Source organism: Leisingera sp. F5, from assembly GCF_001593695.1.
Window position 1 is genome coordinate 61,152 of sequence record NZ_LUKH01000011.1, and the last position, 25,391, is coordinate 86,542.

Annotated in this window: 28 protein-coding genes and 2 tRNA genes; 13 read left to right on the forward strand and 17 right to left on the reverse strand. The window is 63.6% G+C overall.

Translation table 11 applies throughout. The annotated features are described in order from the left end of the window. Positions 1-6 precede the first annotated feature (6 nt). Together A2I95_RS09430 and A2I95_RS09435 are read right to left on the reverse strand one after the other, a co-directional pair. Positions 7-480, reverse strand: a complete 474-nt coding sequence (locus A2I95_RS09430; protein ID WP_291729517.1) for a hypothetical protein — start codon at positions 478-480, stop codon at positions 7-9. A 104-nt stretch (positions 481-584) separates the two neighbouring features. Continuing rightward, positions 585-1,541 (reverse strand): NAD(P)-dependent oxidoreductase, encoded by a 957-nt coding sequence (locus A2I95_RS09435; RefSeq protein WP_291729655.1) that lies wholly within the window; start codon positions 1,539-1,541, stop codon positions 585-587. Positions 1,542-1,663: 122 nt separating this feature from the next. Here A2I95_RS09435 and A2I95_RS09440 point away from each other — a divergent pair, with 122 nt between their 5' ends. After that, entirely contained in the window at positions 1,664-2,539 is an 876-nt protein-coding gene (locus tag A2I95_RS09440; protein WP_291729518.1) for a LysR family transcriptional regulator, read from the forward strand. A gap of 47 nt (positions 2,540-2,586) precedes the next feature. Further along, entirely contained in the window at positions 2,587-3,759 is a 1,173-nt protein-coding gene (locus tag A2I95_RS09445; RefSeq protein WP_291729519.1) for a reductive dehalogenase, read from the forward strand. 30 nt (positions 3,760-3,789) lie between these two features. Here the strand turns inward: A2I95_RS09445 and A2I95_RS09450 are convergent, their stop codons facing one another. After that, a complete protein-coding gene (locus A2I95_RS09450) occupies positions 3,790-4,986 on the reverse strand; it encodes an adenylate/guanylate cyclase domain-containing protein (RefSeq protein ID WP_291729520.1) in 1,197 nt (398 codons plus the stop codon). A gap of 216 nt (positions 4,987-5,202) precedes the next feature. On the opposite strand from A2I95_RS09450, the gene A2I95_RS09455 reads away from it, so the two are divergent. Together A2I95_RS09455 and A2I95_RS09460 are read left to right on the forward strand one after the other, a co-directional pair. Then, positions 5,203-6,114, forward strand: a complete 912-nt coding sequence (locus A2I95_RS09455) for a pirin family protein (protein WP_291729521.1) — start codon at positions 5,203-5,205, stop codon at positions 6,112-6,114. A 233-nt stretch (positions 6,115-6,347) separates the two neighbouring features. Next, positions 6,348-6,650 (forward strand): antibiotic biosynthesis monooxygenase, encoded by a 303-nt coding sequence (locus A2I95_RS09460; RefSeq protein WP_291729522.1) that lies wholly within the window; start codon positions 6,348-6,350, stop codon positions 6,648-6,650. 16 nt (positions 6,651-6,666) lie between these two features. Here the strand turns inward: A2I95_RS09460 and A2I95_RS09465 are convergent, their stop codons facing one another. After that, entirely contained in the window at positions 6,667-7,146 is a 480-nt protein-coding gene (locus A2I95_RS09465) for a GNAT family N-acetyltransferase (RefSeq protein WP_291729523.1), read from the reverse strand. After that, positions 7,143-7,730 carry a TetR/AcrR family transcriptional regulator gene (locus A2I95_RS09470; protein WP_291729524.1) on the reverse strand — a complete coding sequence of 196 codons (588 nt, stop codon included), beginning with the start codon at positions 7,728-7,730 and terminating at the stop codon, positions 7,143-7,145. Before A2I95_RS09470 ends, A2I95_RS09465 begins: the two co-directional genes overlap by 4 nt. A 177-nt stretch (positions 7,731-7,907) precedes the next feature. Here A2I95_RS09470 and A2I95_RS09475 point away from each other — a divergent pair, with 177 nt between their 5' ends. The 6 genes from A2I95_RS09475 (at position 7,908) to A2I95_RS09500 (ending at position 12,980) form a co-directional block, all read left to right on the forward strand. Further along, positions 7,908-8,162: a hypothetical protein gene (locus tag A2I95_RS09475; protein ID WP_291729525.1), complete on the forward strand. Its 255-nt coding sequence runs from the start codon at positions 7,908-7,910 to the stop codon at positions 8,160-8,162. A gap of 116 nt (positions 8,163-8,278) precedes the next feature. Further along, on the forward strand, positions 8,279-9,565 hold the full coding sequence (locus A2I95_RS09480) for a homoserine dehydrogenase (protein WP_291729526.1): 1,287 nt from the start codon (positions 8,279-8,281) through the stop codon (positions 9,563-9,565). A gap of 156 nt (positions 9,566-9,721) precedes the next feature. Further along, positions 9,722-10,708, forward strand: a complete 987-nt coding sequence (gene glpX, locus A2I95_RS09485) for a class II fructose-bisphosphatase (RefSeq protein WP_291729527.1) — start codon at positions 9,722-9,724, stop codon at positions 10,706-10,708. 107 nt (positions 10,709-10,815) lie between these two features. Next, positions 10,816-12,555 carry a single-stranded-DNA-specific exonuclease RecJ gene (gene recJ / locus A2I95_RS09490; RefSeq protein WP_291729528.1) on the forward strand — a complete coding sequence of 580 codons (1,740 nt, stop codon included), beginning with the start codon at positions 10,816-10,818 and terminating at the stop codon, positions 12,553-12,555. Positions 12,556-12,659: 104 nt separating this feature from the next. Continuing rightward, a tRNA-Glu gene (locus A2I95_RS09495) sits at positions 12,660-12,734 on the forward strand. 171 nt (positions 12,735-12,905) lie between these two features. Next, positions 12,906-12,980 (forward strand) — tRNA-Glu (locus tag A2I95_RS09500). A gap of 436 nt (positions 12,981-13,416) precedes the next feature. On the opposite strand, the gene A2I95_RS09505 is transcribed toward A2I95_RS09500, so the two are convergent. The 5 genes from A2I95_RS09505 to A2I95_RS09525 all read right to left on the reverse strand — a co-directional run bounded on the left by A2I95_RS09505 (position 13,417) and on the right by A2I95_RS09525 (position 18,309). Further along, a complete protein-coding gene (locus tag A2I95_RS09505) occupies positions 13,417-14,466 on the reverse strand; it encodes a GGDEF domain-containing protein (protein ID WP_291729529.1) in 1,050 nt (349 codons plus the stop codon). Next, positions 14,463-15,050, reverse strand: coding sequence for a heme NO-binding domain-containing protein (locus A2I95_RS09510; RefSeq protein WP_027259723.1), 588 nt, complete (start codon positions 15,048-15,050; stop codon positions 14,463-14,465). Before A2I95_RS09510 ends, A2I95_RS09505 begins: the two co-directional genes overlap by 4 nt. 432 nt (positions 15,051-15,482) lie before the next feature. Then, a complete protein-coding gene (locus A2I95_RS09515; protein WP_291729530.1) occupies positions 15,483-17,042 on the reverse strand; it encodes a trimethylamine methyltransferase family protein in 1,560 nt (519 codons plus the stop codon). A 235-nt stretch (positions 17,043-17,277) separates the two neighbouring features. Next, a complete protein-coding gene (locus A2I95_RS09520; protein WP_291729531.1) occupies positions 17,278-17,967 on the reverse strand; it encodes an HAD family hydrolase in 690 nt (229 codons plus the stop codon). A gap of 57 nt (positions 17,968-18,024) precedes the next feature. After that, entirely contained in the window at positions 18,025-18,309 is a 285-nt protein-coding gene (locus A2I95_RS09525; protein ID WP_291729532.1) for a DUF3572 domain-containing protein, read from the reverse strand. Between the two features lie 115 nt (positions 18,310-18,424). Between A2I95_RS09525 and A2I95_RS09530 the strand changes: the two genes are divergently transcribed. Beyond that, positions 18,425-19,819: a diguanylate cyclase gene (locus tag A2I95_RS09530; RefSeq protein WP_291729533.1), complete on the forward strand. Its 1,395-nt coding sequence runs from the start codon at positions 18,425-18,427 to the stop codon at positions 19,817-19,819. An 87-nt stretch (positions 19,820-19,906) separates the two neighbouring features. On the opposite strand, the gene A2I95_RS09535 is transcribed toward A2I95_RS09530, so the two are convergent. The 4 genes from A2I95_RS09535 to A2I95_RS09550 all read right to left on the reverse strand — a co-directional run bounded on the left by A2I95_RS09535 (position 19,907) and on the right by A2I95_RS09550 (position 21,881). After that, positions 19,907-20,374 carry a periplasmic heavy metal sensor gene (locus A2I95_RS09535; protein ID WP_291729534.1) on the reverse strand — a complete coding sequence of 156 codons (468 nt, stop codon included), beginning with the start codon at positions 20,372-20,374 and terminating at the stop codon, positions 19,907-19,909. 20 nt (positions 20,375-20,394) lie between these two features. Further along, a complete protein-coding gene (locus A2I95_RS09540; RefSeq protein WP_291729535.1) occupies positions 20,395-20,772 on the reverse strand; it encodes a hypothetical protein in 378 nt (125 codons plus the stop codon). Beyond that, on the reverse strand, positions 20,762-21,343 hold the full coding sequence (locus A2I95_RS09545; protein WP_291729536.1) for an RNA polymerase sigma factor: 582 nt from the start codon (positions 21,341-21,343) through the stop codon (positions 20,762-20,764). Before A2I95_RS09545 ends, A2I95_RS09540 begins: the two co-directional genes overlap by 11 nt. A 67-nt stretch (positions 21,344-21,410) precedes the next feature. Beyond that, entirely contained in the window at positions 21,411-21,881 is a 471-nt protein-coding gene (locus A2I95_RS09550; protein ID WP_291729537.1) for an EF-hand domain-containing protein, read from the reverse strand. A gap of 199 nt (positions 21,882-22,080) precedes the next feature. Between A2I95_RS09550 and A2I95_RS09555 the strand changes: the two genes are divergently transcribed. Continuing rightward, on the forward strand, positions 22,081-22,503 hold the full coding sequence (locus A2I95_RS09555) for a DUF983 domain-containing protein (RefSeq protein WP_291729538.1): 423 nt from the start codon (positions 22,081-22,083) through the stop codon (positions 22,501-22,503). A gap of 4 nt (positions 22,504-22,507) precedes the next feature. Further along, positions 22,508-23,239 carry an NUDIX hydrolase gene (locus tag A2I95_RS09560; protein ID WP_291729539.1) on the forward strand — a complete coding sequence of 244 codons (732 nt, stop codon included), beginning with the start codon at positions 22,508-22,510 and terminating at the stop codon, positions 23,237-23,239. A gap of 93 nt (positions 23,240-23,332) precedes the next feature. On the opposite strand, the gene A2I95_RS09565 is transcribed toward A2I95_RS09560, so the two are convergent. The 3 genes from A2I95_RS09565 to A2I95_RS09575 are packed head-to-tail and all read right to left on the reverse strand — an operon-like array spanning position 23,333 to position 25,367. Next, positions 23,333-24,235 (reverse strand): EamA family transporter, encoded by a 903-nt coding sequence (locus tag A2I95_RS09565; protein WP_291729540.1) that lies wholly within the window; start codon positions 24,233-24,235, stop codon positions 23,333-23,335. Positions 24,236-24,253: 18 nt separating this feature from the next. Then, positions 24,254-25,168: a fatty acid desaturase gene (locus A2I95_RS09570; protein WP_291729541.1), complete on the reverse strand. Its 915-nt coding sequence runs from the start codon at positions 25,166-25,168 to the stop codon at positions 24,254-24,256. Then, positions 25,161-25,367 (reverse strand): DUF2061 domain-containing protein, encoded by a 207-nt coding sequence (locus A2I95_RS09575; RefSeq protein ID WP_291729542.1) that lies wholly within the window; start codon positions 25,365-25,367, stop codon positions 25,161-25,163. The genes A2I95_RS09570 and A2I95_RS09575 overlap by 8 nt, the downstream gene beginning before the upstream one ends. Positions 25,368-25,391: the final 24 nt, after the last annotated feature.

Here is a 25,391-nt window from a genome sequence, read left to right on the forward strand (position 1 = left end):
GCGGCCTCAGTGGCCGCGCTGCGCCAGCATTGCCGCCAGGATTTCCGACATCGCCTTGCCTTGCGACCCGGGCGTCACACCACCGATACCGATCCGGCGGCCCGACCGCCACCACAGCCCGGGCATCCAAATTCTGGAGCCGTGCGCGCCGGTCCGGATCAAAAACCCATTGGACGGCTTAAAAGCAAAAAAGCCGCGGTCAATGGCCTCGATATCTTCAACCCTGGCAATCAGCTGGCCATTTGAACAGCGCAGTTCCTCTGCCGTCAGCTCGATCCGGTGCACAGTTGCCTGCCACATCCGGGCCGCCAGCCACAGTGCCGCTGCGCCAATCGCCAGCAGGAACACCAGCCATGCAGGCGACGGCGGCGCCGCAAATGCCACATACAGCAGCAGGCAGCCGGTCAATCCCAGCATCGCCGTGCCCATGATCCGCCGTCCGCCGGAGGCTTCAATTGTGGCCAGGATCTCGTTGTTCATCCGCTGCTCCCCTTGCTGCTGCGCCGGGCATAAACCGGATCTGGCAAAGAAAACAGCCCCCGCCGAAGCGGGGGGCTGGATGCGGCCGTGCAGTTCAGGGAAACTTATTCCGCTGCAGCGCGGTGCACGACAACCTCGTAGCCCGGCTCTTCCGGTTCATCGTCCACCATTTCCGGCGGGAAGCCCGGCGCCCGGATGTCCAGACCGGTGGCATCTTCCAGACGGCGGATGATATTGGGCGACAGCTCGCGGTCGCCATAGCGGGTGATGCCATCCTCAAAGATCTTCACCATCAGCGGGCTGACCTCCAGCGGCACATTTGCCCGGTCGGCCACCTCCTGGAACAGGCCCACATCCTTTTTCACCAGATCCATGGTAAAGGAAATATCCCGGCTGCCGTTCAGGATCACCTGGCTTTCGGTGACATGCGAGAACGAATTGCCCGAGCTGATCTTGATCGCCTCATAAGCCACGTTCAGATCCATGCCCGCCGCCTTGGCGGTGACCAGCGCCTCGGCATTTGCGACCAGATGCACGGTGGCCAGATAGTTGGTCACCACTTTCAGCACTGAGGCCGAGCCCAGATCGCCGGTGTGCAGGATGCGGCGGCCCATGGTGGTCAGCAGCGGCAGGATGGTGTCAAAGGTATCGCGGTCGCAGCCCGCAAAGATCGAAATATTGCCGGTGCCGGCCCGGTGGCAGCCGCCGGAAACCGGGCAATCAACTGCGCGGCCTCCCTGTTCGATCACCATCGCGCCCAGGCGCTTTGCCTCGGCTTCATCGGTGGTGGACATTTCCATCCAGATCTTGCCTTCGGTGACTTCCGGCAGCATCTGCATCATCACCGCGTCCGACGCCGCCGGCGATGGCAGGCAGGTGATCACCGCATCGCAGTCACGCATCAGCTGTGCCGGGCTTTCCCCCTGCTTGGCCCCCTTATCCACAAAGCTCTGCACCAGATCCGCGTTCAGATCGAGCACAGTCAGGTCCACGCCGTTGCGCAGCAGGCTGCCGGACAGTTTGCCGCCAACGTTGCCAAGGCCGATAAAGCCGACTTTCAAAGTGGTTGCCATTTCGAGTTTCTCCTCCCGGGGCTAATCTTCTGCGATATGGCTAGCTTGACCTCCGCTAAAACAAAAACGAATAATAGCGCGGTCTGCCCCTAAGAATTTTTGCAACGCTAATGTCCGATCTACCCAATCTCGTCTGGCTGCGCGCGTTTGAGGCCGCCGCCCGCCTGCAAAGCTTCACCGCCGCGGCGGAAGAGCTGCGGCTGACCCAGGCCGCCGTCAGCCATCAAGTGCGCAGCCTCGAGAAAAGCTTTGGCATCACTTTGTTTATCCGCCGGTCGCGTCACCTGGAGCTGACAGAGCTGGGCCACGCCTATTACCCGTCGGTCGCGCAGGCGCTAACGGATATCGCTTACTCCACCCGCGGCCTCCTGGGGCATGCACAGACCCGCACGGTGACGATACGGGCACCGGTCTCGACTGCCGTCCTGTGGGTGGCGCCGCGGCTGGGGGCGTTCCACGCCGCCAATCCGCACATCCGCATCCGGCTGATCTCTGCCGTCTGGGCTGACAGCACCCAGGACGAGGACGTGGATATCGACCTGCGGCTCGGGCCATCCGGCTGGTTCGGCCGCCGCGCGCATCTGCTCTCGACTGAGACCGTGATCCCTGTGGCGCAGCCGCTGCTGGCCAAGCGGCTGCAGTCGGTGGATCAGCTGTTCGACCAAACGCTGATCCATATCCACGGCTATCAGGACCACTGGCTGCGGCTGTCGGAGCAGGAGGGCGTGCCGCTGAAGGACCGCAGCGCGCCGCTCTATGTGGACACGTCGCTGGCGGCGATTGAGATGGCCGCCTCCGGTGCCGGCACCGCCATGCTGATGCGCCGTTATGCAGAACTCCCGCTGTCGCAGGGCCGGCTCGCCCCGGTGCTGGGCGCGGAGATCCCGATGGGTCAGGGCCACTACCTGATGCCCGCCGCCGGAGAGGCCCCGAACAGCGCCGAAGTCACCATGACGCGGGACTGGATTGTATCCCTGTTCAGCTGATCGCCCCTCCTCTTGCCGGCGCCGGAATTGCCGGATAGCGTCTGCCCATGCCCTGGCCACAGAACACCCCGCCCCAGCGCGACGGCGATGCAGCCGCAGGGATCGAAGTCACCGATGATTTCGAGCGGTTCTCGCAGCGCAACGACATCTTCACCCGCGCGTTCTGGGACAAGCGGGTGAAATCCAAACACACGATGAAATTCTTCTCCTCTTACCGGATGGAAGCCGCCCCGCGGCGCGGGGACGGCTTCAGCCAGCGCGACTTTGCGCTGCGCAACGCCGCCTGGCTGATCTCCGACATAGTCTCGGACCGCCGCGCGCATGAAGGCATCCGCGAGGGCTTTCAGGCCGCCATCCGCCCCGACACGCCGGTGGCCAAGGACGCGCTGGAGGTTGATGATCCGGCCAAAATGTCCGCCGAAGTCAAACGCATCGCAAAATTCTTCGGCGCCGATCTCTGCGGCATCACCGACCTGGACGAGCGCTGGCTATACACCGCCCGCGTCGATGCCCGCGACATGTCGGAGGCGCCGCATGACCTGCCCGAAGGCCTGACCAGCGTAATCGTTCTGGGCCATGAGATGGACAAGGAACTGGTCGCCACCTACCCCTCGGCGCTGGCGGGGGCCGCGACGGGCCGGGAATACAGCCACGAGGCCTCCATCGTGATGCAGCTTGCCGCCTATATCCGCAACCTGGGGTATGAGGCAGTGCCGTCAATGAATGATACTGGTCTGGTGATCCCCTACGCAGTGAAAGCAGGTCTGGGTGAGTACGCCCGCAACCAGATGGTAATCACCCCGGAATTCGGGCCGCGCCTCAGGTTCTCCAAGATCCTCACCAACCTGCCACTGGCGCATGACGAGCCGCAACGGCGCGGGGTAAGAGCTTTCTGCGACATTTGCACCAAATGCGCCGACGCCTGCCCGGTCAAGGCGCTGCCCTATGGATCGCCTTCTACGGAGACTGCAAATATCTCTGCCATCAAAGGTGTGAAGAAATGGACTTCTGATGCCGAGAAGTGCTTCTCCTTCTGGGCAAAAATGGCTTCGGACTGCGCCATCTGCATGCGGGTCTGCCCGTTTAACCGCGACTTTTCCAAACGGCGCAACCGGCTGTGGCTGAAGCTGGCGCTCAGTCCGCTGCGCAAGCTGGCGCTGCGGCTGGCTGCGAAGCATGGGCAACGTCGGAAACCGGCAGAATGGTGGGGCAAGGCTTAAACCCCACCCCCGCCCCGCCCCGGACAGGCCTCAAGGACCCTCCGCCAAAGACACCGCAAATACCTCTTCCCGCGATTGCAGCCCCTTCAGGCTCTGTTCTCCCAAAGACCTGCCTTCCAGCCCCGCCTTCTGCCTGAATTCCGAGGACACCAGCAGCGGCTCATTCCTTGCACCGCACAGTCCGGCCACCCGCGCCGCCAGATTCACGTCGCGTCCGATCACTGTATAATCAAGCCGCATTCCCGACCCCACATTGCCAAACGCCACCTCGCCGAAGTGCAGCGCTGTGCCAATATCGAACTGCGGCTGCTCCGTCCTGGCCGCAACCCGCGCCAGCCCGCCGCGCGATGCCTTGAGCGCCCGTAAACAAGCCTCTGCGCCGTCTTCCCCGGCCCGGAATACCGCCAGGACGCCGTCGCCGATGAATTTCAGCACTTCGCCGCCTGCGCCCTCGATGGGCGGCACGATGCAGTCATAGTAGGCGTTCAAGAGGCCGGTGGCCTGTTCCGCACTCATGCCGGCCGTCAATTCGGTGAACCGGCGCATGTCGGCGAACAGGATGGCGGACCGGATATGCATCACTTCGCCCCGATGCACATCGCCCGACAGGATTCGCTTCTGCGGCTCGTGACCGACATAAATCCGCATCACCTCCTGCATGGCGCGGGCGGTGGCAAGAATCTCCTGACAGGCGGACAACGCCGGGAAAACCGCGCGCAAAAAGGCGATGTCATCCTGCGAGAACCCCTCCGGCGCCCGGGTGGCAAAGCTGAAGGTGCCCGCCATGCCGCTGCGCATGAAGACCGGCGCCATGATGTAGTGGGTATAGCTGTCCGCTTTCAGTTCCGGCACAATGCCGTAACGCTCATCCGGGGTGTCCGGCAGCCAGAGGATCACCCAGGCGCCGGACTTGTGAACATCCGCGGCCGGGGAGTGGGCATAACCTTTGCCGCTTTCCTCGTTGAACGGAAACAGATAGCTGCGGGCACCCTTGCCGCGCTCCCAGAAGCGGGCGCTGGCCACCGCCTCGGCATGCAGCAGCGGCACGATGGAGGTGGCCCGGTCCAGCGGCACGCCGCCTGCGCGGATCAGCTCTGACATGCGCGTCAGCACCTCATCCGCATCGGTGGCGTCCCGCGCCCCGCCCAGCATGTAGGAGATCAGACGCAACGCCCCATCCAGACGGCTTGCCGGCAAATGCTGCAGAGGATCATCGGTTTGCGTCATCTGTTCAGGCTAACCCGTCCGGCGTGCCCCCGGCAATGGGCGCGCTCCCGCCCGCCCTTGGCGCCTGCGGCGCCGCGTCCCGTTGGGCCGGGCAGCCCTGCGGGCTGCAGGGCGGTCCGTTCACACGCGCACAGAGAGCGTGTTTTCAAGCCCGTTTCCCAGCAGCATCGCACAGACTATCTTGTCGTCAGCCCGTGAAACACAGGAGACAGGCATATGTCCCTCAGACCCATACTCGAAACCCGTCCGGCGCAGCCCCACACCGAGGGCGCCGGCGTGAAACTGCACCGCGCCTTCGGTTTTCAGGATCCGTCGGAGCTGGACCCGTTCCTGCTGTTCGACGATTTCCGCAACGAAAACCCCGAAGACTATCTGCGCGGCTTCCCCTGGCACCCGCACCGGGGCATCGAGACCATAACTTACGTGCTGTCCGGCTCGGTTGAACATGGCGATTCACTGGGCAATGCGGGCACCCTGGGTGCAGGTGACGTGCAATGGATGACCGCCGGGTCCGGCATTCTGCATCAGGAGATGCCGTCGGGCAATGCGCAAGGCCAGATGCATGGTTTCCAGCTTTGGGGCAACCTGCCTGCCAGCGAGAAGATGACCGCGCCGCGTTATCAGGATGTGAGCGGCACCGAGATCCCTGAAATCATCGACGACGACGGCACACGGGTGAAAGTGATTGTCGGAGATTTCTGGGGCAAGCGCGGCCCGGTGGACGGGATTGCCGCCGATCCGCAGTATCTGGATGTGTTCATCCCGGCGGGCGTCAGAAAGACCCTGCCGGTCGACACCTACCGCCGCGCCTTCGCCTATGTTTTCGAAGGCCAGGCGGCCTTTGCCGATGCGTCCGCGCCGCAAGGGGTATTGCTGGAAAAAGAAGTGGCGGGCGAAGAGGTCAACATCCGCGACCTGTCCGGCGACCGTACGCTGATCCGCTTTGGCTCCGGTGATGAGATCACCGTGCAGGCGGGGTCGGAGGGCGTGCGTTTCCTGCTGATCTCCGGCGCGCCGATCCAGGAGCCGGTGGCCTGGCACGGACCCATTGTGATGAATACCCAGGCAGAACTGCACCAGGCCTTCCGCGACCTGCGCAACGGGACATTTATTAAGCCCGCGCACTGACCGGGAAAACCGGTGCCCGCTTTTCCCTATGCACGGCGCTGGCCCGCGCACTGACCGGGAAAACCGGTGCCCACTTTTCCCTGTGCACGGCGCTGGCCCGCGCACTGACCGGGAAAACCGGTGCCCGCTTTTCCCGGTGCACGGCGTTGGTTCTCGCGCGCTGACAAACCGCGTCCGCCAAAACGGGCGCGGTATGTTATACTTGCCCCGCCAATAAGCGTTGGGGGGGAGTGATGATTATCCGGGTGTTCCGTGCCACCGTCCGCGAGGACAGAATCCAGGACTTCAAGGTCTTTCTGACTGACAGCGCCATTCCGCATGTGCGCCGTCAGCCGGGGCTGGTTTCGGTCACCGCCGGGCTGCCGCGGCCGGACTCGCCTGCCACCTTCTGCGTCGTCATGGTTTGGGAGAGCGTGGCCGCGTTGCAGGCCTTTGCCGGCCAGGATTGGGAACAGCCGCATGTGCTGCCGGAGGAAGACCCGATGGTGCTGAGCCGTCAGATCGATCATTATGACATGATCGGGCTGATCAGCTGAACCGCATACGCAAGCGTCAGCCGTCTGCGCGCCAGCTGTAAACGGTTTCGCCCTGCGCAGCCTCCAGCGTGAAGCCCGCCTTTTCCAGCACCCGGGCCGAGGCCGCGTTTTCCTGCATGACGCCTCCGCTCAGCGTTACCCCGCTGCCGCTGAAATGCACCTGCAAACCGGCAATCAACTCGCTTGCCAGACCCTGGCCCCAGGCTCTTTCGGCCAGGAGATATCCCAGATTGCGGGTGCGGCTGCCCTCCTCCGGATATGATAGGATCAACAGCCCGATGCCCTTTCCTTCGGCAAGCCGCAAGGCAACGACGTCCGCCTGCTGCGACACAACCGCCAGGAAATCCCGGCGCGCCTGATCGCTGCCTTGCGTCTGAAACCCGGCAGGCAGCCATTGCACCACCTTTGGCGCAAACAGATCCGCCAGTTCCGGCTCCGCCAGATCCTGCCAGTGCCCGGCGCTCAGCCGCTTGGTTTGCAAGGTCAAAAGACTCATGCGCTGACCGCTTTTTGCACCATGCCCCAATGGACCTTCTCCACCTCATCCAGCGTCAGGCGCCCTTCGGAACGGTACCATGTGTTAACCCCGTTCAGCATCGCAATCACGGCAAGCGTGGCGATCTTTGTGTCCGGAATGCAGAAGGCGCCCTGTGCGACACCGTCCTTGAGAATAGCTTCCAGCCCGTTCTCATAGTTGCGGCGCAGCGATTCGATGACGGTGAAATTCTCCTCGGTCAGATTGCGCAGCTCCATATAGGCGATGAACACCGCATCCGGGCGTTCCAGGTGAAAGCGGATGTGAAAGCCGGTAAAGGCCCGCAGCCGCTCCAGCGCCGCTGCGGCGGGCGGCGCCGCTTCCCAGGCCGCCTGAAGCTCAACCATATGGCCTTCCATCAGGTTGAACAGCAGGCTCTGCTTGTCCGGCGTGTAGTTGTACAATGCCCCGGCCTGCACCCCGACCTCCTTGGCAATCTGGCGCATGGAGACTGCGGCATAGCCCTGCTGCGCAAACAGCCGCAGGGCGGCTTCGCGGATCCTGGGGCCGGTGATATCGGAATGAGAACCTTGGGTACGTGCCATGCGGCCGACAATAACTGAACGTACGTTCAGAAAAAAGAGCGAATGCCGCTCCCTTTTTCTGTATCTGCACTGCATCCGCCCAGCACCGCAAGACCAGCGGGCGATTGTACGGGAAATCAATTGTACCGGCCCGCTGAACGCCGTAAAACCCGCGCAGCGGAACATGAGGTTTCTAGAATGCAGACTTGGGTGCGGATCACTTTCCTTCTGGCATTGGCGGCGGCCGCCGCCTGCACCCGCGTGCCCGAGCTTGAGGACCGGCTGACCCCGGACCTGCGCGGCGCGGGTTACCCGAAACTGTTGCCGCTGGATGACGCGCTGGAGCCGCTCGACCCGCCGCAGCAGGCCAGCTCAGACCTGCAGGATGAGCTTGACGCCCGCAGCGCCCGGCTGAAACGCCGCGCCGAGGCCGTGAAAAACGCCGAATTTTAGGCCGTTCCCGGCTTTCCCTTCCGCATGTGCCGCACACAGGCGGCAGCAGCGTTGCACGCCCGCGCCGAACCCGCTAAGGCGGGGCCTGAGCATTTCGGAACAAAGGACCTCCAGCTATGACAGAACCGCTTCGTCTTGGGATTGCAGGTTTGGGCACGGTTGGCATCGGCGTGGTGAAGATCATCCGCCGCCATGCTGCGCTGCTGGAGGCACGGACCGGACGCCCCGTTGTGATCACGGCGGTGTCTGCCCGCGACGCCAATAAGGACCGTGGTGTCTCGCTGAAAGACTACGCCTGGGAAACCGACCCGGTGGCGCTGGCCGTGCGCGACGACGTGGATGTATTTGTCGAGCTGATGGGCGGCCATGAAGGTGCCGCCAAAGCGGCAACCGAGGCCGCACTTGCCGCGGGCAAGGATGTGGTCACCGCCAACAAGGCGCTGCTCGCGATCCATGGCCAGGCGCTGGCCGAACAGGCCGAGACCGCAGGCCGCGTAATCCGGTTTGAAGCCGCTGTTGCCGGTGGCATCCCGGTGATCAAATCGCTGACCGAAGGTCTGGCCGGCAATGAAATCACCCGCGTCATGGGCGTGATGAACGGCACCTGCAACTTTATCCTTACCCAGATGCAGGCCACCGGCCAGGGCTACAATGCCCTGTTTGAGGAATGCGGCCGCCTCGGCTATCTGGAGGCCGACCCGAACCTGGACGTGGGCGGCATCGACGCGGGCCACAAGCTGGCGCTGCTGTCCTCGATCGCATTTGGCACCAAACCGGCGTTTGACGACGTGCAATTGGAAGGCATCCAGCGCATCCAGCTGGAAGACATCAATGCTGCCGCTGATATGGGTTACCGCATCAAACTGCTGGGTGTGGCGCAACGCACTGCCCGCGGGCTGGAGCAGCGCATGTCGCCCTGCCTGGTGCCCGCGAATTCCCCGCTCGGCCAGCTGGAAGGCGGCACCAATATGGTGGTGATTGAGGGCGACTCGATCGAACAAGTGGTGCTGCGCGGCCCCGGTGCCGGCGAAGGCCCGACTGCCAGCGCGGTAATGGGCGATGTGCTGGACCTGGCCCGCGGCCTGCGGATTGCAACTTTCGGCCAGCCCGCCGGCACCCTGCAAGAGGTGCCCGCAGCGCAAACCGGCCTGCCCGCGCCCTTCTACCTGCGTATGGGACTGCTGGACAAACCCGGCGCATTGGCCAAAGTTGCCGCCGTGCTGGGCGATGCCGGCGTCTCCATCGACCGGATGCGCCAGTACGGCCATTCCGAACCGACCGCACCGGTGCTGATCGTCACCCACAAATGCACCCGTGCCACTTTGGATGCCGCGCTGGAAGGCCTCGCCGCCACCGATGTGGTTGACGGCACTCCGGTTGCGCTGCGCATTGAAGAGGTTTGAGCCTCGCGATACGCCGAAAATCGGCGGTTTTGGTCACTGCGGCTGGATTTTCCTGCCGCGGTGAACGCTATCGCCCCTTGCGAGCCTGCCCTGCCCCGCGCTATTCGGCTTTAAACGCCCAATTCACATCTGACCCGTTGAGACAGGATTTCCGGTATGACATCGAACACTACTGACGCGCCTTTTCATGACCGCATGCTGTCGCTGGGCCTGGCCCGCGTTGCCGAGCAGGCCGCACTGGCCTCTGCCTCGCTGATCGGCCGCGGTGACGAGAAAGCCGCCGACCAGGCAGCCGTGAACGCGATGCGCGAGCAGCTGAACCTGCTGGACATTGCCGGCGTCGTGGTAATCGGCGAAGGCGAACGCGACGAGGCACCGATGCTGTACATCGGCGAAGAAGTGGGCTCCGGCAACGGCCCCGGCGTCGACATCGCGCTGGACCCGCTGGAAGGCACCACGCTGACCGCCAAGGACATGCCGAACGCGCTGACCGTGATCGCTATGGGCCCGCGCGGATCGATGCTGCACGCGCCGGACACCTATATGGACAAACTGGCAATCGGCCCGGGTTATGAAGACGGCGTTGTGTCGCTGGACATGGCCCCGCGCGAACGTGTCGAAGCCCTGGCCGCGGCCAAAGGCTGCGCGCCCTCCGACATCACCGTCTGCATCCTGGAACGCCCGCGCCATGAGGCGATGATCGCCGAAGTGCGCGAAACCGGCGCTTCGATCCGCCTGATCACCGACGGCGACGTGGCCGGCGTCATGCATTGCGCTGAATCTGAGATTACCGGCATCGACATGTATATGGGCCAGGGCGGCGCGCCTGAAGGTGTGCTGGCAGCCGCTGCATTGAAATGCATGGGCGGACAGATTTTCGGCCGCCTCCTGTTCCGCAACGACGACGAAAAAGGCCGTGCCGCCAAGGCGGGCATCACCGACCTGGACCGCGTCTATACCCGCGATGAGATGGTCACCCAGGACGTGATCTTTGCCGCCACCGGTGTCACCGGCGGCTCGCTGCTGCCCAGCATCAAGCGCACACCGGGCTGGGTTGAGACCACCACCCTGCTGATGCGCTCGAAAACCGGTTCGGTGCGGCGCATGTCCTACCGCACGCCGCTGGCGCCGCATCAGGGCTGAGCGTTCTGCCGGAAAGCGGCTTGCGCCGTTGCCTCCGGCGGGGATATTTGAAGCCAGAAGAAGGGCCGGGTCCGTTTGGGTCCGGCCTTTGCACATGGGGGAAACGCATGAGCTTTTTGGGTGTTGAGCAGTCCTTGACCGGGCGGCGCTGGGTCGGACCCGGTGTGGAGATCGACCGCGCCTCCGAGATGATGGCACAGCAGACCGGCCTGCCCCGTTCTGTCTGCCAGGTGCTGGCCCGGCGCGATGTGCCTGCAATGGAGGCCAAGGGTTTCCTGGAGCCGAAGCTGAAAGAGCTGCTGCCGGACCCGCGCGAGATGAAGGACATGGAAACCGCCGCCGTGCGGTTCCTGGAAGCGGTGCGGCGCAGGCAGCGGATTGCCGTTTTTGCCGACTACGACGTCGATGGCGGCAGCTCGGCAGCGCTGCTCCTGGTCTGGCTGCGGCAGATGGGGCTGCAGGCCACGCTTTATATCCCGGACCGCATTGACGAGGGCTATGGCCCCAATGTGCCCGCGATGCAGGCGCTGGCCGCCGCCCATGACCTGATCATCTGCGTGGATTGCGGCACCCTCAGCCACGAGCCGATTGCCGCTGCCAAGGGCGCCGATGTGATTGTGCTGGACCACCACCTGGGTGGTGAGACACTGCCGGACTGCGTTGCGGTGGTGAATCCCAACCGGCAGGACGAAAGCGGCGACCTGGGGTATTTCTGCGCTGCCGGGGTGGTGTTCCTGATGCTGGTCGAGGCCGGGCGGCAGCTGCGCGAAGCAGGTGCCAAGGGGCCGGACCTGATGGCCATGCTGGATCTGGTGGCATTGGCCACCGTTGCCGATGTGGCGCCGCTGATCGGCGCCAACCGGGCGCTGGTGCGCCAGGGGCTGAAGGTGATGGGCGCGCGCAAACGCCCCGGTCTGGTGGCGCTGTCGGATGTCAGCCGCATGGATTCGGCGCCCTCCGCCTATCACCTCGGCTTTTTGCTGGGACCGCGGGTCAATGCCGGCGGCCGGATCGGCAAGGCGGACCTCGGCGCGCGGCTGCTGTCGACCGACAATCCGCATGAGGCCGCCGCCCTGGCCGAACGGCTGGATGAGCTGAACACCGAGCGGCGCGACATTGAAAATGCCGTGCGCGCCGCTGCCTTGGAACAGGCTGAGCAACGCGGGTTTGAGGCACCGCTGGTCTGGGCCGCTGGCGAGGGCTGGCATCCGGGGGTGGTTGGGATCGTCGCCTCGCGCCTGAAAGAAGCCGCCAACCGCCCCGCCGTTGTGATCGGTTTTGACGGGGAGGAAGGCAAGGGGTCTGGCCGGTCCGTGTCCGGCGTCGACCTGGGCGCCTCGATCCAGCGGCTGGCAGCAGAGGGGCTGCTGGTCAAGGGCGGCGGCCACAAGATGGCGGCCGGCCTCACCGTCATGCGGGACAAGCTGGAGCCAGCGATGGCGCGGCTGTCGGAGCTGTTGGAAAGACAAGGCGCAGGACAAGGCGGCCCGGCCGATCTGAAGCTGGACGGCGCCCTGATGCCCGGCGCCGCGACGGTAGACCTGATCGAACAGATCGAACAGGCAGGCCCCTTTGGCGCAGGCGCCCCTGCCCCGCGCTATGCGCTGCCGGATCTGCAGGTGCGTTTTGCCAAGAAGGTGGGGGAAAGCCATCTGAAGATTTCTCTCAGTGACGGTATGGGCGGCGGTGTGGACGGGATCTGCTTTGGCGCCTTTGACACTGCGCTTGGTCCCCGCCTGCTGGAACACGGCGGCGCCCGCTTCCACTTTGCCGGACGGCTGGAGGTCAACAGTTGGGGCGGTCGTCAAAGCCCGCAACTGCGCCTGGAAGACGCCGCCGAAGCCTGACTTTTCAAAGACTTACCCCCTGTGGATAAGAAACTTTACTGTGGTCCGTTTTTTCCCTTGCGGGATTCGGCTGTTGCGACTAAACACCCGCTCACGCATAGAGTGGCCCGTTCGTCTATCGGTTAGGACGCCAGGTTTTCAACCTGGAAAGAGGGGTTCGATTCCCCTACGGGCTGCCACTTTCTCCACATATGAGTGACGCATCTCCCCAGCCGCCGCGGCGTGGTTTTGTCGTTTTTTTTCATCCGCTTAACTACTGAACACGGGATATGGAAAAACTTCGCACCTCCGCAATAAAACCTCTTGCGCCCGGCCATGGCAATCAGTAAACACCGCTTCACAGACAGCGTGGCCCGTTCGTCTATCGGTTAGGACGCCAGGTTTTCAACCTGGAAAGAGGGGTTCGATTCCCCTACGGGCTGCCACTTCTTCCTGACATATCGTGCCGATCTGAACACGCGCCGCATCCAAGAGATCAATGCAGGAATGCTTAGCTGTTTTATGGTTCAAGCAGCAGTCCTGGGCCCGGAAAACACTATGTGCATCACCCTTGCAGCTGATCACGCCATGGGTTTCGCAGTCTTGCGCATCCGGGGCACTTTCGGCACCAGCGCTTGATCTTATGCGGGTGTTCTCATGCTGGAATCCAGCACGGCTCGAAACCTTTCACAGGGAAAATGGCATTGCAGTTCTCAGCGTAGCGCTTGCCATCGCACATCCCGAAGCGCACAAGACGCGGTCGCTAAGCGCACCCGCCCAGCTGAAATCCAGGACAATTGCTCTCCTCCCAGGCCCTGAGATCAAAAGCCGGTGCGGACAGCCGCTGCGCCGCCTGCTCACAGTCTCACAAACCGGAAGCCTTCAGGCTGCCGGGCCCCGTGCCGCTGTTTGCGGCTGAGCAGCCTCGCCGGTGCTGCATGCATCTTCTTTCTCCATGCCTTCGCGATAAAAGAAGTGCTGCGCCCGTCCGGCGCGCTTGGCCGCATACAGCGCCAAATCCGCTTGGTTCAGCAGTTGATGAGCATCCGGAACTTTTTGCCAGGTGGACAGCGTTGTGCCTGCACTGGCGGAAATCCGGCACGTCAAGGCGCCAAACGGAACCGGCTCTTCCAGCCGCTGGATCAGCCGTTTGGCAATGGCAGCCAGCCTGGCGGTGTCCAGAACACCCTCGAGGATCATAACAAATTCATCGCCGCCGACGCGGGCGACGGTATCGGACTGGCGGGTGCATTCCACCATGATCCGTGCCGCCTGCTGCAACACGGCATCACCAGCCGCGTGGCCCATCGTGTCATTGACCTGCTTGAAATAGTCCAGGTCCAAATGCATCAGCGCAAACTCGCGGCCGCTGTTGATCAGCCGGCCCAGCACATGATCCATCGCCCGGCGGTTCTTTAACCCGGTCAGCGTGTCGGTAAAGGCTTGTTCCTCGGCTGCGATCTTGGCCCCCTGCAGCCGCGTGTTCAACTGGCGCGACGCCTCCATCGCGGCCGATTTTGCCTCCACCAGATAGAGCATTTCGATGGTCAGATCAGTTGGCGAAAAATCAGCGCTGGTCAGATCATAGTCGCGTACTGCCTCCAGCACGGAGATCCCGAAGGACAGATTGATGAAGGCGCCCTGACCATCCGGCAGCGGCGTGCAAACGCCTTTCAGGCCGGTTTGCGGCCCGTCCCGGAACTGCAGATGCAGCTTGCTCCCAGAGGTCCTCACCAGATCCTCAATCGACCGCACAGAACGCGGCCGCGACAGATCGAACACCCGGAAGAAGCGCCGCCCTTCCCAGTTCAGGTGCGGGCGCAGTTTTTTCAGGGTCGGCCCGGCAGAAACGATCCGCCCCTTGGCATCAGCAATCACGTACATAGGGCAGACCACGCCGGCCATCTGTGTCAGCTGCTCGAGAGTCATCATAACGAATGCGCCCCCAGATCAAATTCACGCCCGGCGGCGAACTTGGTTTCAACAAGAGTTATCGCAATCACCTCCGCCCCGTCCTGAGTGCCGCTGTGGTCCAGGAAGACAAGATCACCGTAATCATCTGCCATCGCCCGCAGAACCCCCATCAGAACATAGGCATAGCCAGGCAGCCCAGGCTGGCAAACCAGCTCGAACTGTTCCGGCGCCTGTTCCAGCAGCTCCAGCCCCGGCAGGTGCAAATCCGACACTGCCAGCCGGGCCCGGTCCGGCAAGTCGTCCAGCGAATGCAAAAATTCAACGTAATTCACCCCACCGAAACGCAGCAGCCGCCGCAGCGCCTCCACTTGCGGATTGGACACCAGAAACGTGCCCATATCCTCCAGCATTTCCGGCAGCGGGCGCGCCAGAACCTTTTCCATCGCCGTCAGCATCTGGCTCGATTGCTCTTCAGAATAGAACAGCATCGCTTCGAACTCGGTAAACCCAAGCCCGGCCTCTTCCATAACCTCTTCCCAGCGGTCCGCCCCGTAGGTACTGGTCACAAAAGCCTGAATCGCCCTATTGATCAGACCGTGCATACAATGGCCCCTCTTTGCCTTTGCCACAGTCTTGACGCCTGCAGGTTAAGAAAGGACCAACAAAGCGGATTTGCGTGATTAGGCGCGCGCGTTTCTTGTGTAATTTTCAGCTCTTGCACGAACCTTGCACCCTCAGCAGCAGAAACCGGCTATGTGCGCAGCGCGGCCATGGTCTGGCAGCCGGCCCTGCAGCCAGCCGCATCTGATACCTACTTCAAATTGCACGCACCGGCACTCCCGCATTGGACCGTTCAGGCGCCCCTCCCTACTGGACCGGCTGACGCCAGGAGGCAAGCCTGCTGCGCGGCATCCGCGCCAAACCGGCGGCTTCCAACCTGCCGCCGGCACGCTGTGTGTGAAACCTGCAACCCGCGCGCAAAAAAAAGCGGAGGGGCTGCCTCCGCTTTTCCTGCTGGTGATAGGCCCTGTGCCTCAGAAATCTGTCGGCGCACCGCCCTCGGCCTTGCGGCGGGCGACGAAATCCGCCAGTTCGTCGCGAACCGCTGCATCCATTGGCGGCTCCTCGAAATCGGCGATGATCTCCTTGAACAGCTTATGGGCGCGCTCGGCTGTCCAAGTCGCACCCGCTGCCTCCCAGGCCTCGTAATTGCGCCAGTCGCTCAGGAACGGCTGATAGAAGGCCTCGGAATAGCGGTCCTGGGTGTGCTGAATGCCGAAGAAATGCCCGTCGTTCCCCACTTCCTTGATCGCATCGAGGGCAATCTCTTCCGGGCCGGTGGCCGAGATCTGCGGCTGCATATAGCGTTCGATCTGCTGCAGGATCTCGCAGTCCATAATGAATTTTTCCGGGCTGGCGATCAGCCCCCCCTCCAGCCAGCCGGCCGCGTGATACACCATATTGGTGCCCGACTGCACCGCCGCCCACAGCGAATTGGACGTCTCCCAGATTGCCTGCCCGTCCGGCACGTTGGCGGCGCAAACGCCCGAGGAGCGCATCGGCAAACCATAAAAACGCGCCATTTGCCCGGTCATCTGGGTCGAGCGCATGTATTCCGGCGTGCCGAATGCCGGCGCGCCCGATTTCATGTCCACATTCGACGTAAAGGTGCCGATCACGCAGGGCGTGCCCGGGCGCACATATTGGAACAGCGCAATGGCACACAGGCTCTCGGCAATCGACTGCGCCACAGCGCCCGCCATGGTCACCGGCGCCATCGCGCCCGCCAGGGTAAACGGCGAGACGACGATGGCTTGCCCCCGCCGCGCCAGCCGCAGGCAGCCGTCGATCATCGGAAAGTCATGCTTCAGCGGCGAGGTGGAGTTGATGTTGGTGTACATATGCGGCTTGGCGTCGAACTCCTCGTGGCTAAGCCCGCCTGCAATCCGCACCATCTCCATCACATCCTCGACACGCTCCTTGCCAAGGGAGTAGGCGTGCATCGCCTTGTCGGTCAGGGTCAGCTTGTCATAGACCACATCCAGGTGCCGGACTGAGGCATGGATGTCCACCGGCTCCACCGGATAGCCGCCGGCAAAATGGATGCAGTTGAAATACTGCGTCAGTTTCAAGAGGTTCCGGCATTGCTCGCGGTTGCCGGCGACCTTTTTGTTCAGCTCCATATCCCAGTAATTCGGCGGCGATGACACATTGCCGAACAGGATGTGGTTGCCGCCCAGCGGAATGGTCCGGTCCTTGTTGCGCGGAGTGATCGAAAACTCGCGGGGCGCCTTGCCCACCATCTCCATCACAAAATCCCGGTCCATCTTGACCAGTTCACCCTCGACCTTGACGCCGGCCTGTTTGAAGATCTCCAGCGCTTCCGGGTTCAGGAACACCACGCCGATCTCCTCCAAGATGCGCATGGCGCCCTCGTGGATCGCCTGCACGCCCTCCTCGCTCAGCGGCTCGGTCGGCCGGTCGATGTTGACCGGGATCTGCCAGGGCATCTGCTCCAGCGCAGCACTGCCGCGCCGGGCTGCTGCGCCTGCCCTGCCTCCGCCCCGCCTCTTGCGCGCGCCTGTGTCTGCCATACCGGTCTCCCCTGGATCCGAATTTCAAAAATGCCGATAGCCACCCACTGTGCCAATCCCGGCCGCCGGAAACAGTCCAAACCCGACTATCGCTGTCGTTTTTGCTGTCCGATCCGGCGGTTCAGGATATTTCTGTACACTTGTGCCCAGTTTGCTGCAGCAAAAGCCGGCGCACAAGGCTGCGCGCCGGCAAAAACAGGCGCCCCCGTTTCAAAACGCGGGAATCAGTGGTTGCTCAGCGGTCCATCCAAGCCGGGATATGGCCGATATCGGGCAGCACTATATCGGCGTGCGGCGCCAGCTCATCGCGCAGGGCCATGCCGGTCAGGACGCCGATCCGCTGCATACCCGCAGCCGCACCCGCTTCCAGGTCATGGCGGCTGTCGCCCACCATTGCCGTCCGGCCGGGAGAGACGCCCGCAGCCTTGCAAAAGGCCAAGAGCGGATCCGGCGCCGGTTTGGCCCCATGGCCGCTGTCGCATCCCGCGACAAAGGCAAAACGGTCCAGCACGCCTGCCCGCTTCAACTGGCTCTTGGCAGAGCTCTCAGCATCGTTGGTCATCACCCCCAGCACCTTGCCGCGCGCCAGCAGACTGTCGAGAAACGCCGCCAGCGGCACTGCCGGCGTCAGCTCTGCCCCGGCAGCGCTTTCCGCCAGGTAATCCGTCAGCTCGGCAAGGTCCATATGCGCAACATAAGGCGCAAGGGCTTCTGCCACTTCATCATTGGAGCAGGCAATCACCAGACTGTCCGGATTGAAGGCCTCACGCTCCAAGTCATAGCTGATCGCTTTGGCCATTGCCTGTTTGGCGCTCTGATCGCCCTTGGACAGGGCTTCCAGCAGGTCTGCAGCCCAGCCGTCCCAGGTCGCAGCAAAGTCAAACAAGGTCCCGTCTTTATCAAACAGTAGAGCATCAACAGGCATGGCGGGTCCTTTTTCCGCTGGATTCTGGCCGGACCCTAGGCACAGGACCCGTCATTCTCAAGTCCAGTTCACCTGTTCACCGCCCGGAAGCGACATCCGTGCCTGCAGCGGCGCCTCATAGGCCAGCCCCTCGCCATCGCAGAACTGCATCACCCAATTGTCGTCCATCGTTAAGAAATCGAGCACCGAGCCAAGGAACTCCGGCTCCGCCGCCCGTGCGCGCACATCCGCTTCGCTGGCGCCGGTTGCACCCAGAAACACCGGCAGCAACTCATCATTTCCGGCCAGCCAGGCCAAAGCCTTCAGCGCCAGGGTCTCTGCTTGATCGGCGGAAATCCGCATGTTCTCCACACTCCTGCCGCATTGCGGCCAATTTAGTAAAAATCCGAAAGGGTTTCTTAACCAGTCTCAGCAAAACTTCCAGTCATAGGATTTGCAAGGGGCGAAAGGATACCGCGTGCAAGGCACTATCCTGGTCATCGACGGCGTCTCCACCAACCGCATCATGCTGAAGGTGCAGCTGGCGGCTGCCTATTACGATGTGGTTCAGGCCGGCAGCGTCGCTGAAGTGCTGCAGGCCGCCCGCCGCCACCGTCCCGATCTGGTGCTTTGCGCGATGTCGCTGCCCGATGGCACCGCTGCGGATGTGAAACGCGAATTGGCCGGGGATGAAACACTGGGCGATCTGCCAGTGATCGCGGTCTCCGACTGGGAAGGCTCCAAAGCCCGGCTGCAGGCACTGGCCGCCGGCATCGACGATGTGCTGCAGCAGCCGGTCGACGACGTGATCCTGCAGGCCCGCATCCGCAGCCTGCTGCGCGCCCGCAGCAGCACCGAGGAGCTGAACCTGCAGCGCGATGCCTCGCACGGGTTCATCCTGCCGCTCAGCGACCGTACATGCGCCGAGGATCTGCGCAATGCCTCCGTTGCTCTGGTGGCGCAGGATCCCCGCACCGCAATGGCCTGGCGCGACCGGCTTGCCACCCGCCTGCCCTATGACCTGCGCACCCATTCCATCAGCGACATCCAAGGATTGATGCAGGCGCCGGTGGCCGATGCCATCATCATCGAACTGACAGAGGCCTCGGCCGGTCCCGGCCTGCGCCTGCTGGCGGACCTGCGCGCCCGCTCTGCCACCCGCAAATCGGTGGTGATTGCGGTGCCCAACCCGGCGGATCCGCATATCGCCGCCGAGGCCCTGGACCGCGGCGCCCATGACGTGCTGCAATCCGGCTTTGATGTTGAGGAGCTGCAGCTGCGCCTCACCGCCCAGCTGCAGCAGAAGGCCCGCAAGGACCGGCTGCGCGACAGCGTCCGCAACGGGTTGCGCGCGGCTGTGCTGGACCCGATGACAGGTCTTTACAACCGCCGCTATGCCAAGCCGTTCCTGGACCGGGTCGCCCATTCTGCCACCGCAACTGGCGAAAAGTTTGCCGTCATGCTGGCCGATCTCGATCACTTCAAGCGGATCAACGACCTTTATGGCCACCCGGCCGGCGACGCCGTGCTGATCGAGGCCGCCCGCCGGATGCAGGCGGTGCTGCGCCCGGCGGACCTGCTGGCCCGCGTCGGCGGCGAAGAATTCATGGCGGTGCTGCCCGGCGCCACCGAGGCCGAGGCCGGCCTGGCCGCCATCGCCCTGTGCAATGCCATCAACAGCACCCCGTTCCAAGTGCCCGGCGCCGCCGATCCGGTCAGGATCACCATCAGCATCGGCGCCGTCATGGGCGGCGGCGGCAATGAAGACAGCACCGCCGCGCTGGTCGAGAAAGCCGATCAGGCGCTCTACAACGCCAAGGATGCGGGCCGCAATCAGGTGACCTTGTCGCCGGATTGCATCCAGGCCGCTTAAGCCCGGCCCTCAACGCACATAGAAAAGATCAGCCGCAACCGGCTGCCTGCAGGTGAATGGACGTCCGGAAACCAGTGTCAGGGCTGCCTAACCGCGCCCGTCCCGCCGCTCATGCCAGCGTTCGCGGCGCCGTTCCATACGCTCTTCCAGACGATCGGCGAATTCCGCGCGCTCTTGCGGAGACATTTCTGCCACCTTGTTCACCCATGTCTCCTGCACCTTGGTGTGGAATGCATGACGTGCTTCCGCCTGCCCTTTCAGCACGGTCAGCAAGGCCCCCGCGTCAAAATCATCGCTGCGCAGCGCTTCGATCACCGTTTTGCCCTCCGCATGACGGCGCTTGGCATAGCTGCCGTGGCCGCCGCCGGCTTCCTGCCGCAGCGCCTTGCGCGTCTCCCGGTCCAAATCGCGGAAGATGATCGCGCCGATCTCCGGCGGCCGCTTCCAATGTTTCTCCTTGCCGGAGTACCGCCAGGCCACTCCCGTCGCGATGCCGATCACTGCCAGGTTCAGCGCCAGCGATCCCGCCAGCAGCAGTTTCAGCCAAAGCTTCATTCCAGGCTTACCCTCCGCAGTCATTGCAGGTCCTCGCTCAGCACCACCGCCATGTCATAGCTGTCATAGGGGACCGCGGTGCTGCTGTCCTCATATCCTGCAAGCGCCACCGGATCCGGCACAAAGGAGGGCGGCGCAATGCCGATCCACAGCCCCGCCGCGCTGGCCGCGGCCAGCCCGCCCAGCGCGGGCCAGCCGCCCAGCGCCTCGATCAGCTGCCGCCACAGGGGTTGCCGGGGGGCCTGCGCTGGCGCCGCAGCCTGAAAGCCCGCCTGCGCCCGCGCCGCATCTGCCAGGATAGCCGCGTTCAGACGGTCCGGCAGCGCCGGCGGCTCACTGCGTGCCGCGGCAAACAGATCGTCCAGCTCCTGCAGTGCTTTATCCGTGTCAGCCATCATTATACCCCAACTCTTCGCGCCGCCCGGCCAATGCCGCGGCCAGCGCCCGTTTGCCCCGGGCGGTCAGACTTTCCACCGCCTCGACGCTGATGTCCATGATCCCGGCGATTTCCGGGTTGGACAGTTCTTCCAGATGCCGCAGCACCACTGCCTGCCGCTGCCGTTCCGGCAATTGCATCAGGGCCGCCTGCAGCGCATCCTGCCGCGCGCCCTCTTGCAGCGCCTCGGCGGCCGTGCGGGCCGGGTCCGGCGGCTCGGGCACCGCATCCAGATCTACATAGCCGCCGCGGGCACGCCGTTTGCGGTCAATGCACAGGTTCATTGCCACCCGGTACAGCCAGGTCGAGACCTGCGCCTCCCCCGGCCGCCACTCCGGCGCCATCTTCCATAAGCGAAGCATTGCCTCCTGGGTCACATCTTCAGCCTCGGCGCGGATCCCCATCACCCGCATCGCTACGCCAAAGACCCGCGGCCCCAGCCGTGCAGTCAGCTCCGCCGCGGCCCGGCTGTCACCATTGGCAAACAGCACAAGCAGCGCATCGTCGGAGACATCCTCCGCCGGTGCGTTCATGGCAGCCGGACCCGCAACAGGGGTCCGGCGCCGCGATATTTCCGCGTTTTGCAGCACGCTTCAGCGATCAGTTCTGCTCCGTTTCATCCCCCTGGCCATGCCAACGCTTGCCGCCGTGCCGAGACCGGGCCTCTTCGAATTCCTCTTTCGAAATCCCGCCGCTGCCATCGGCATCCATCCGGTCGAACATTCTGCCAGCCCGGCGCGGTTGCGGCATCTCATCCTTACTCAACGCGCCATCGCCATCCTTGTCAAAGCGTTCCAGCATCCGGGCGGCGCGCTCATTGGCCCGGGCCTGCGCATGCGCCTGCATTTCCTCCAGCGTCAGCTTGCCGTCGCCATCGGCATCCGCCTTGCTGAAACGGGCTTCTTTCAGGGCCTGGATTTCCGCCTTGGTGACTTCGCCATTGCCGTCAGCGTCGATTTCCTCAAAGGACATCTTCGGCCCGTGGTGGCCATAGCCCTTGGCCAGGGCCGCGCCGCCTGCTGCCATACCGGCCACAGCAACAATCGCGGCGATGAACGTGACGTGTTTCATATCGTCTTTCCTTTGTTCTGCGGCAGCCTCTTGCTGCCCGATGCACAGGAAAAACGCCCCGGACCCGCGCTTCCGTCGCAGAAACGCAAAAAAGTTTTTACCGCCGTCCCGTTGCGGCAAACCGGCGCAGAAATCGGGCTTTCCCCTTTCGCCCTCTCCCGATGCGCGCAAAGATATGCCCAGCACACAGGATTTTGCCATGACCGAGTCCCCGGCCGCGACGGCCTCCGGCACCGAACCAGACCGCCCGACCATGCCCGCCCTGGCCAAGGGCTGGCGCTGCAAATGCCCGCAGTGCGGCGAGGGCAAGCTGCTGCATTCCTATCTCAAGGTGAATAACAGCTGCAGCCATTGCGGTCTGGACCTGACCCACGCGCGCGCCGATGACGGGCCGGCCTATCTCACCATCCTGATCGTCGGCCACATCATGGCGCCCTTGATGCATGTGGTCTATTTCTCCTGGCGCCCCGAACCCTTGGTGATGTTCACGGTTTTCACGATTGGCTGCGTTGCCTCTTCCCTCTATCTTCTGCCGCGGATGAAGGGGATCGTCATTGCCTATCAATGGGCCAGGCGGATGCACGGCTTCGACAAGGATTCCCCAGCAGGACAAGGGCAGTAAAACGATGAGCGACACATTCCTCTGCGGTGAGACCACCACCGACAAGACCGCAATCCGCAATGCGGCCACGGTGATTGCCATGCGCGGCCGGATGTCCGATGACCCGCAGGTGCTGATGGGCCAGCGCGGCGCCAAGGCGGCCTTCATGCCGAACAAATTCGTCTTCCCCGGCGGTGCCGTGGACGTGGAGGACGCGCAAATCCCTCTGGCCTCGCCAATCCCGCCCGTCTGTCAGGAACGCCTCGCAGACAAGGCGCCCGCAGGGGTGCATCATGCTCTCAGCGTCGCCGCGGTGCGCGAGCTGTGGGAGGAAACCGGCCTGATCCTGGGGGAACCAGGTAAGTGGCAGGGAGACATTCCCGAAGACTGGCAGGAGTTCGCCGCCACTGGCCATGTGCCTTCAGCCAGGGCGATGCAATTCGTGTTCCGCGCCCTGACCCCGCCGGGCCGCCCGCGCCGGTTTGATGCGCGTTTCTTTCTGATTGATGCCGATCAGATCACCGGCGATCTTGATGACTTCTCCCGCGCCGCGGATGAGCTGTCGCATCTGCAGTGGATCCCGCTCAGCCAGGTGCGCAGCTTTGATCTGCCCTTCATCACCGAGGTGGTCCTGGCCGAAGTCACCGCCCGCGTCCGGGACGCCGAGCCGCCGCAGAGCGTGCCCTATTTCCACAACAACGACGAAGCCAGCCTGTTCCTGCGCCTTAAGGGCTACCCGATGCCCGCCGACGGCTAACGTTTCCCGGCGCGGGAAACGTCCCGGAAAACGCGTGTTTTCCGAGCCGGAATTATTGCATAATTCCGGCTTCCCTGCCGCAGGCCCAGCCGTTCAGATCGCCAGTACCAAAACCAGGATCGACACCACCAGCAGCGCCATGCCCGCCAATTCTCGGGCGGTAACCTTCTCCTTGAAGAACAGCACCGAGGCCAGCAGCGACAGCAGCAGTTCCACCTGCCCCACCGCCTTTACATAGGCAGCGTTCTGCAGCGTGAAGGCCCAGAACCAGCAGAACGACCCGCCCATGCTGGTCAGCCCCACCCAGACCGCCACCCGGCGGGCGGCCCAGACCCGGGCAATCTCGCCCCTGTCCCGCAGGCCCAGCCAGACAGCCATAAACAGCGTCTGCAAGCTGACCACCGCCGCCAGTGTCACCCCAGCGCGGAACATGGGCTCCAGATCCCCCAGCTGCAGCGACGCGCCCCGGTAGCTGACTGCGGAAAAGGCAAACAGCACCCCCGACCCCAGCCCCAGCTTCGAGGCGCGGTTGGTCAGATGCCGCCACCAGGGGCCGGCTGCGTCCGGTGTCCTGGACAAGACCAGCACCGCCGTCAGCCCGATCAGGATCGCCGCCCAGCCGCCAAGGCTGACCGGATCGCCCAGCACCGCCAGCCCGACGATGGCGGTCTGGATAACCTCTGTCTTCTTGAAGGTGATCCCCACCGCGAAATTGCGCTGCTTGAACAGCGCCACCACGCAAACCGTTGCCAGGATCTGCGCGGTGCCGCCGATGGCGGCAAACATCCAGAACTTCGGTCCCAGCTCAGGCAGTGCTCTCCCGGTGACTGCCAGATACACCGCCAGTCCAGCCAGAATGAACGGTGCGGAATAGACAAACCGGGCGAAGGTGGCTCCGCCCGGCGACAGCGTCACGCTGCTCAGAACTTTCTGCAGCATGAACCGCACGGTCTGAAATGCGGCGGCGGCAATCGATACGGGAATCCAGGCTAACATGCTCCCGCTTATGCGCCTTTACTCTCCCTGCTGCCAGAGCGGATGCGGCACCGGGTCCTTGGCCCGCAGCAGATAGTTGCGGAAAACCTGCATATAGTTGCGATAGAAGTAGCCATCGTTGGCCGCCAGGAAGGCCTGCTTACGGGCCTGATACAGCTGCGGCAGCGCATACCAGGGCACGCCTGGATGCATATGGTGCACCGCATGCAGGTTGTTGTTCAGGAACAGCAACGCCAAAGGCCCCTTGTCCTCGATGACCACAGTACGGCCTTTGGCGGCGTCGTGCGCCCGGTGCTCCAGAAAGGTGCGGATCTTCAAGAGCCCCAGTCCCAGATAGGCACCCAGCACCGCCGCCCACAGCGGCGCCGGCGACTGCAGCACCACCCAGATCACCGGTACCAGGCCCAGAACATGCAAAGCCCAGTCCCGCGCGATGCCCGACGCGCCCTTGCGCGCCCGTTTCCAATCGCCCGCCATGAAGCAGACCTGCCCCATCAGCGGCCCCAGCACCACCCGGCCCAACAGTGTGTTGTTGATCCGCAGCAGCCCCTTGCGCCAGCCCGGCAGCTTGGCCCAGACCGCCGGGTCCTGGAAATTACTCTCCGGATCATCATAGGGATCGGTCAGCCGCTCATCTTCGTGATGCGCCAGATGGGTATCGCGGAACCGGCCATAGGGGATCGCCAGGCTCAGCGGAAAAAACATCAGCGCCTCGTTCAGCCAGCGGCTGCGGAAGGGGTGGCCATGCAGCGCCTCATGGGTCAGCGAGGAATGCAGCGCCGCCATCACACCCAGCGCCAGCACGGTCAGCAGCAGACTGGCCGATGGCAGCAGCCACAGCGCCGCCAGCCAGCCGCCATGGCAGGCCAGGATCAGCCCCAGCGTGCCCCATTCCACACCCCGCGGCATGTATTCCCTGCACCCTTCAGACATGGCTGCGCCCCCATTGGACTTTCGACCAGACGCGCTCGTAGACCAGATAGACCGTGAAGCCGATGCCAGTATTGACCAGCGCCATCATTCCGCCCGCCTTGACCGAGCCGGTGGCGATCAGCCCAACCAGCGTCATCGAGGCCAGCCCAAGGATGTTCCAGATCACCGCCTTCACAATTGAACGCCTGCGCGTTTCCATCTTGCCTCCTGATTGTTTTTGCTA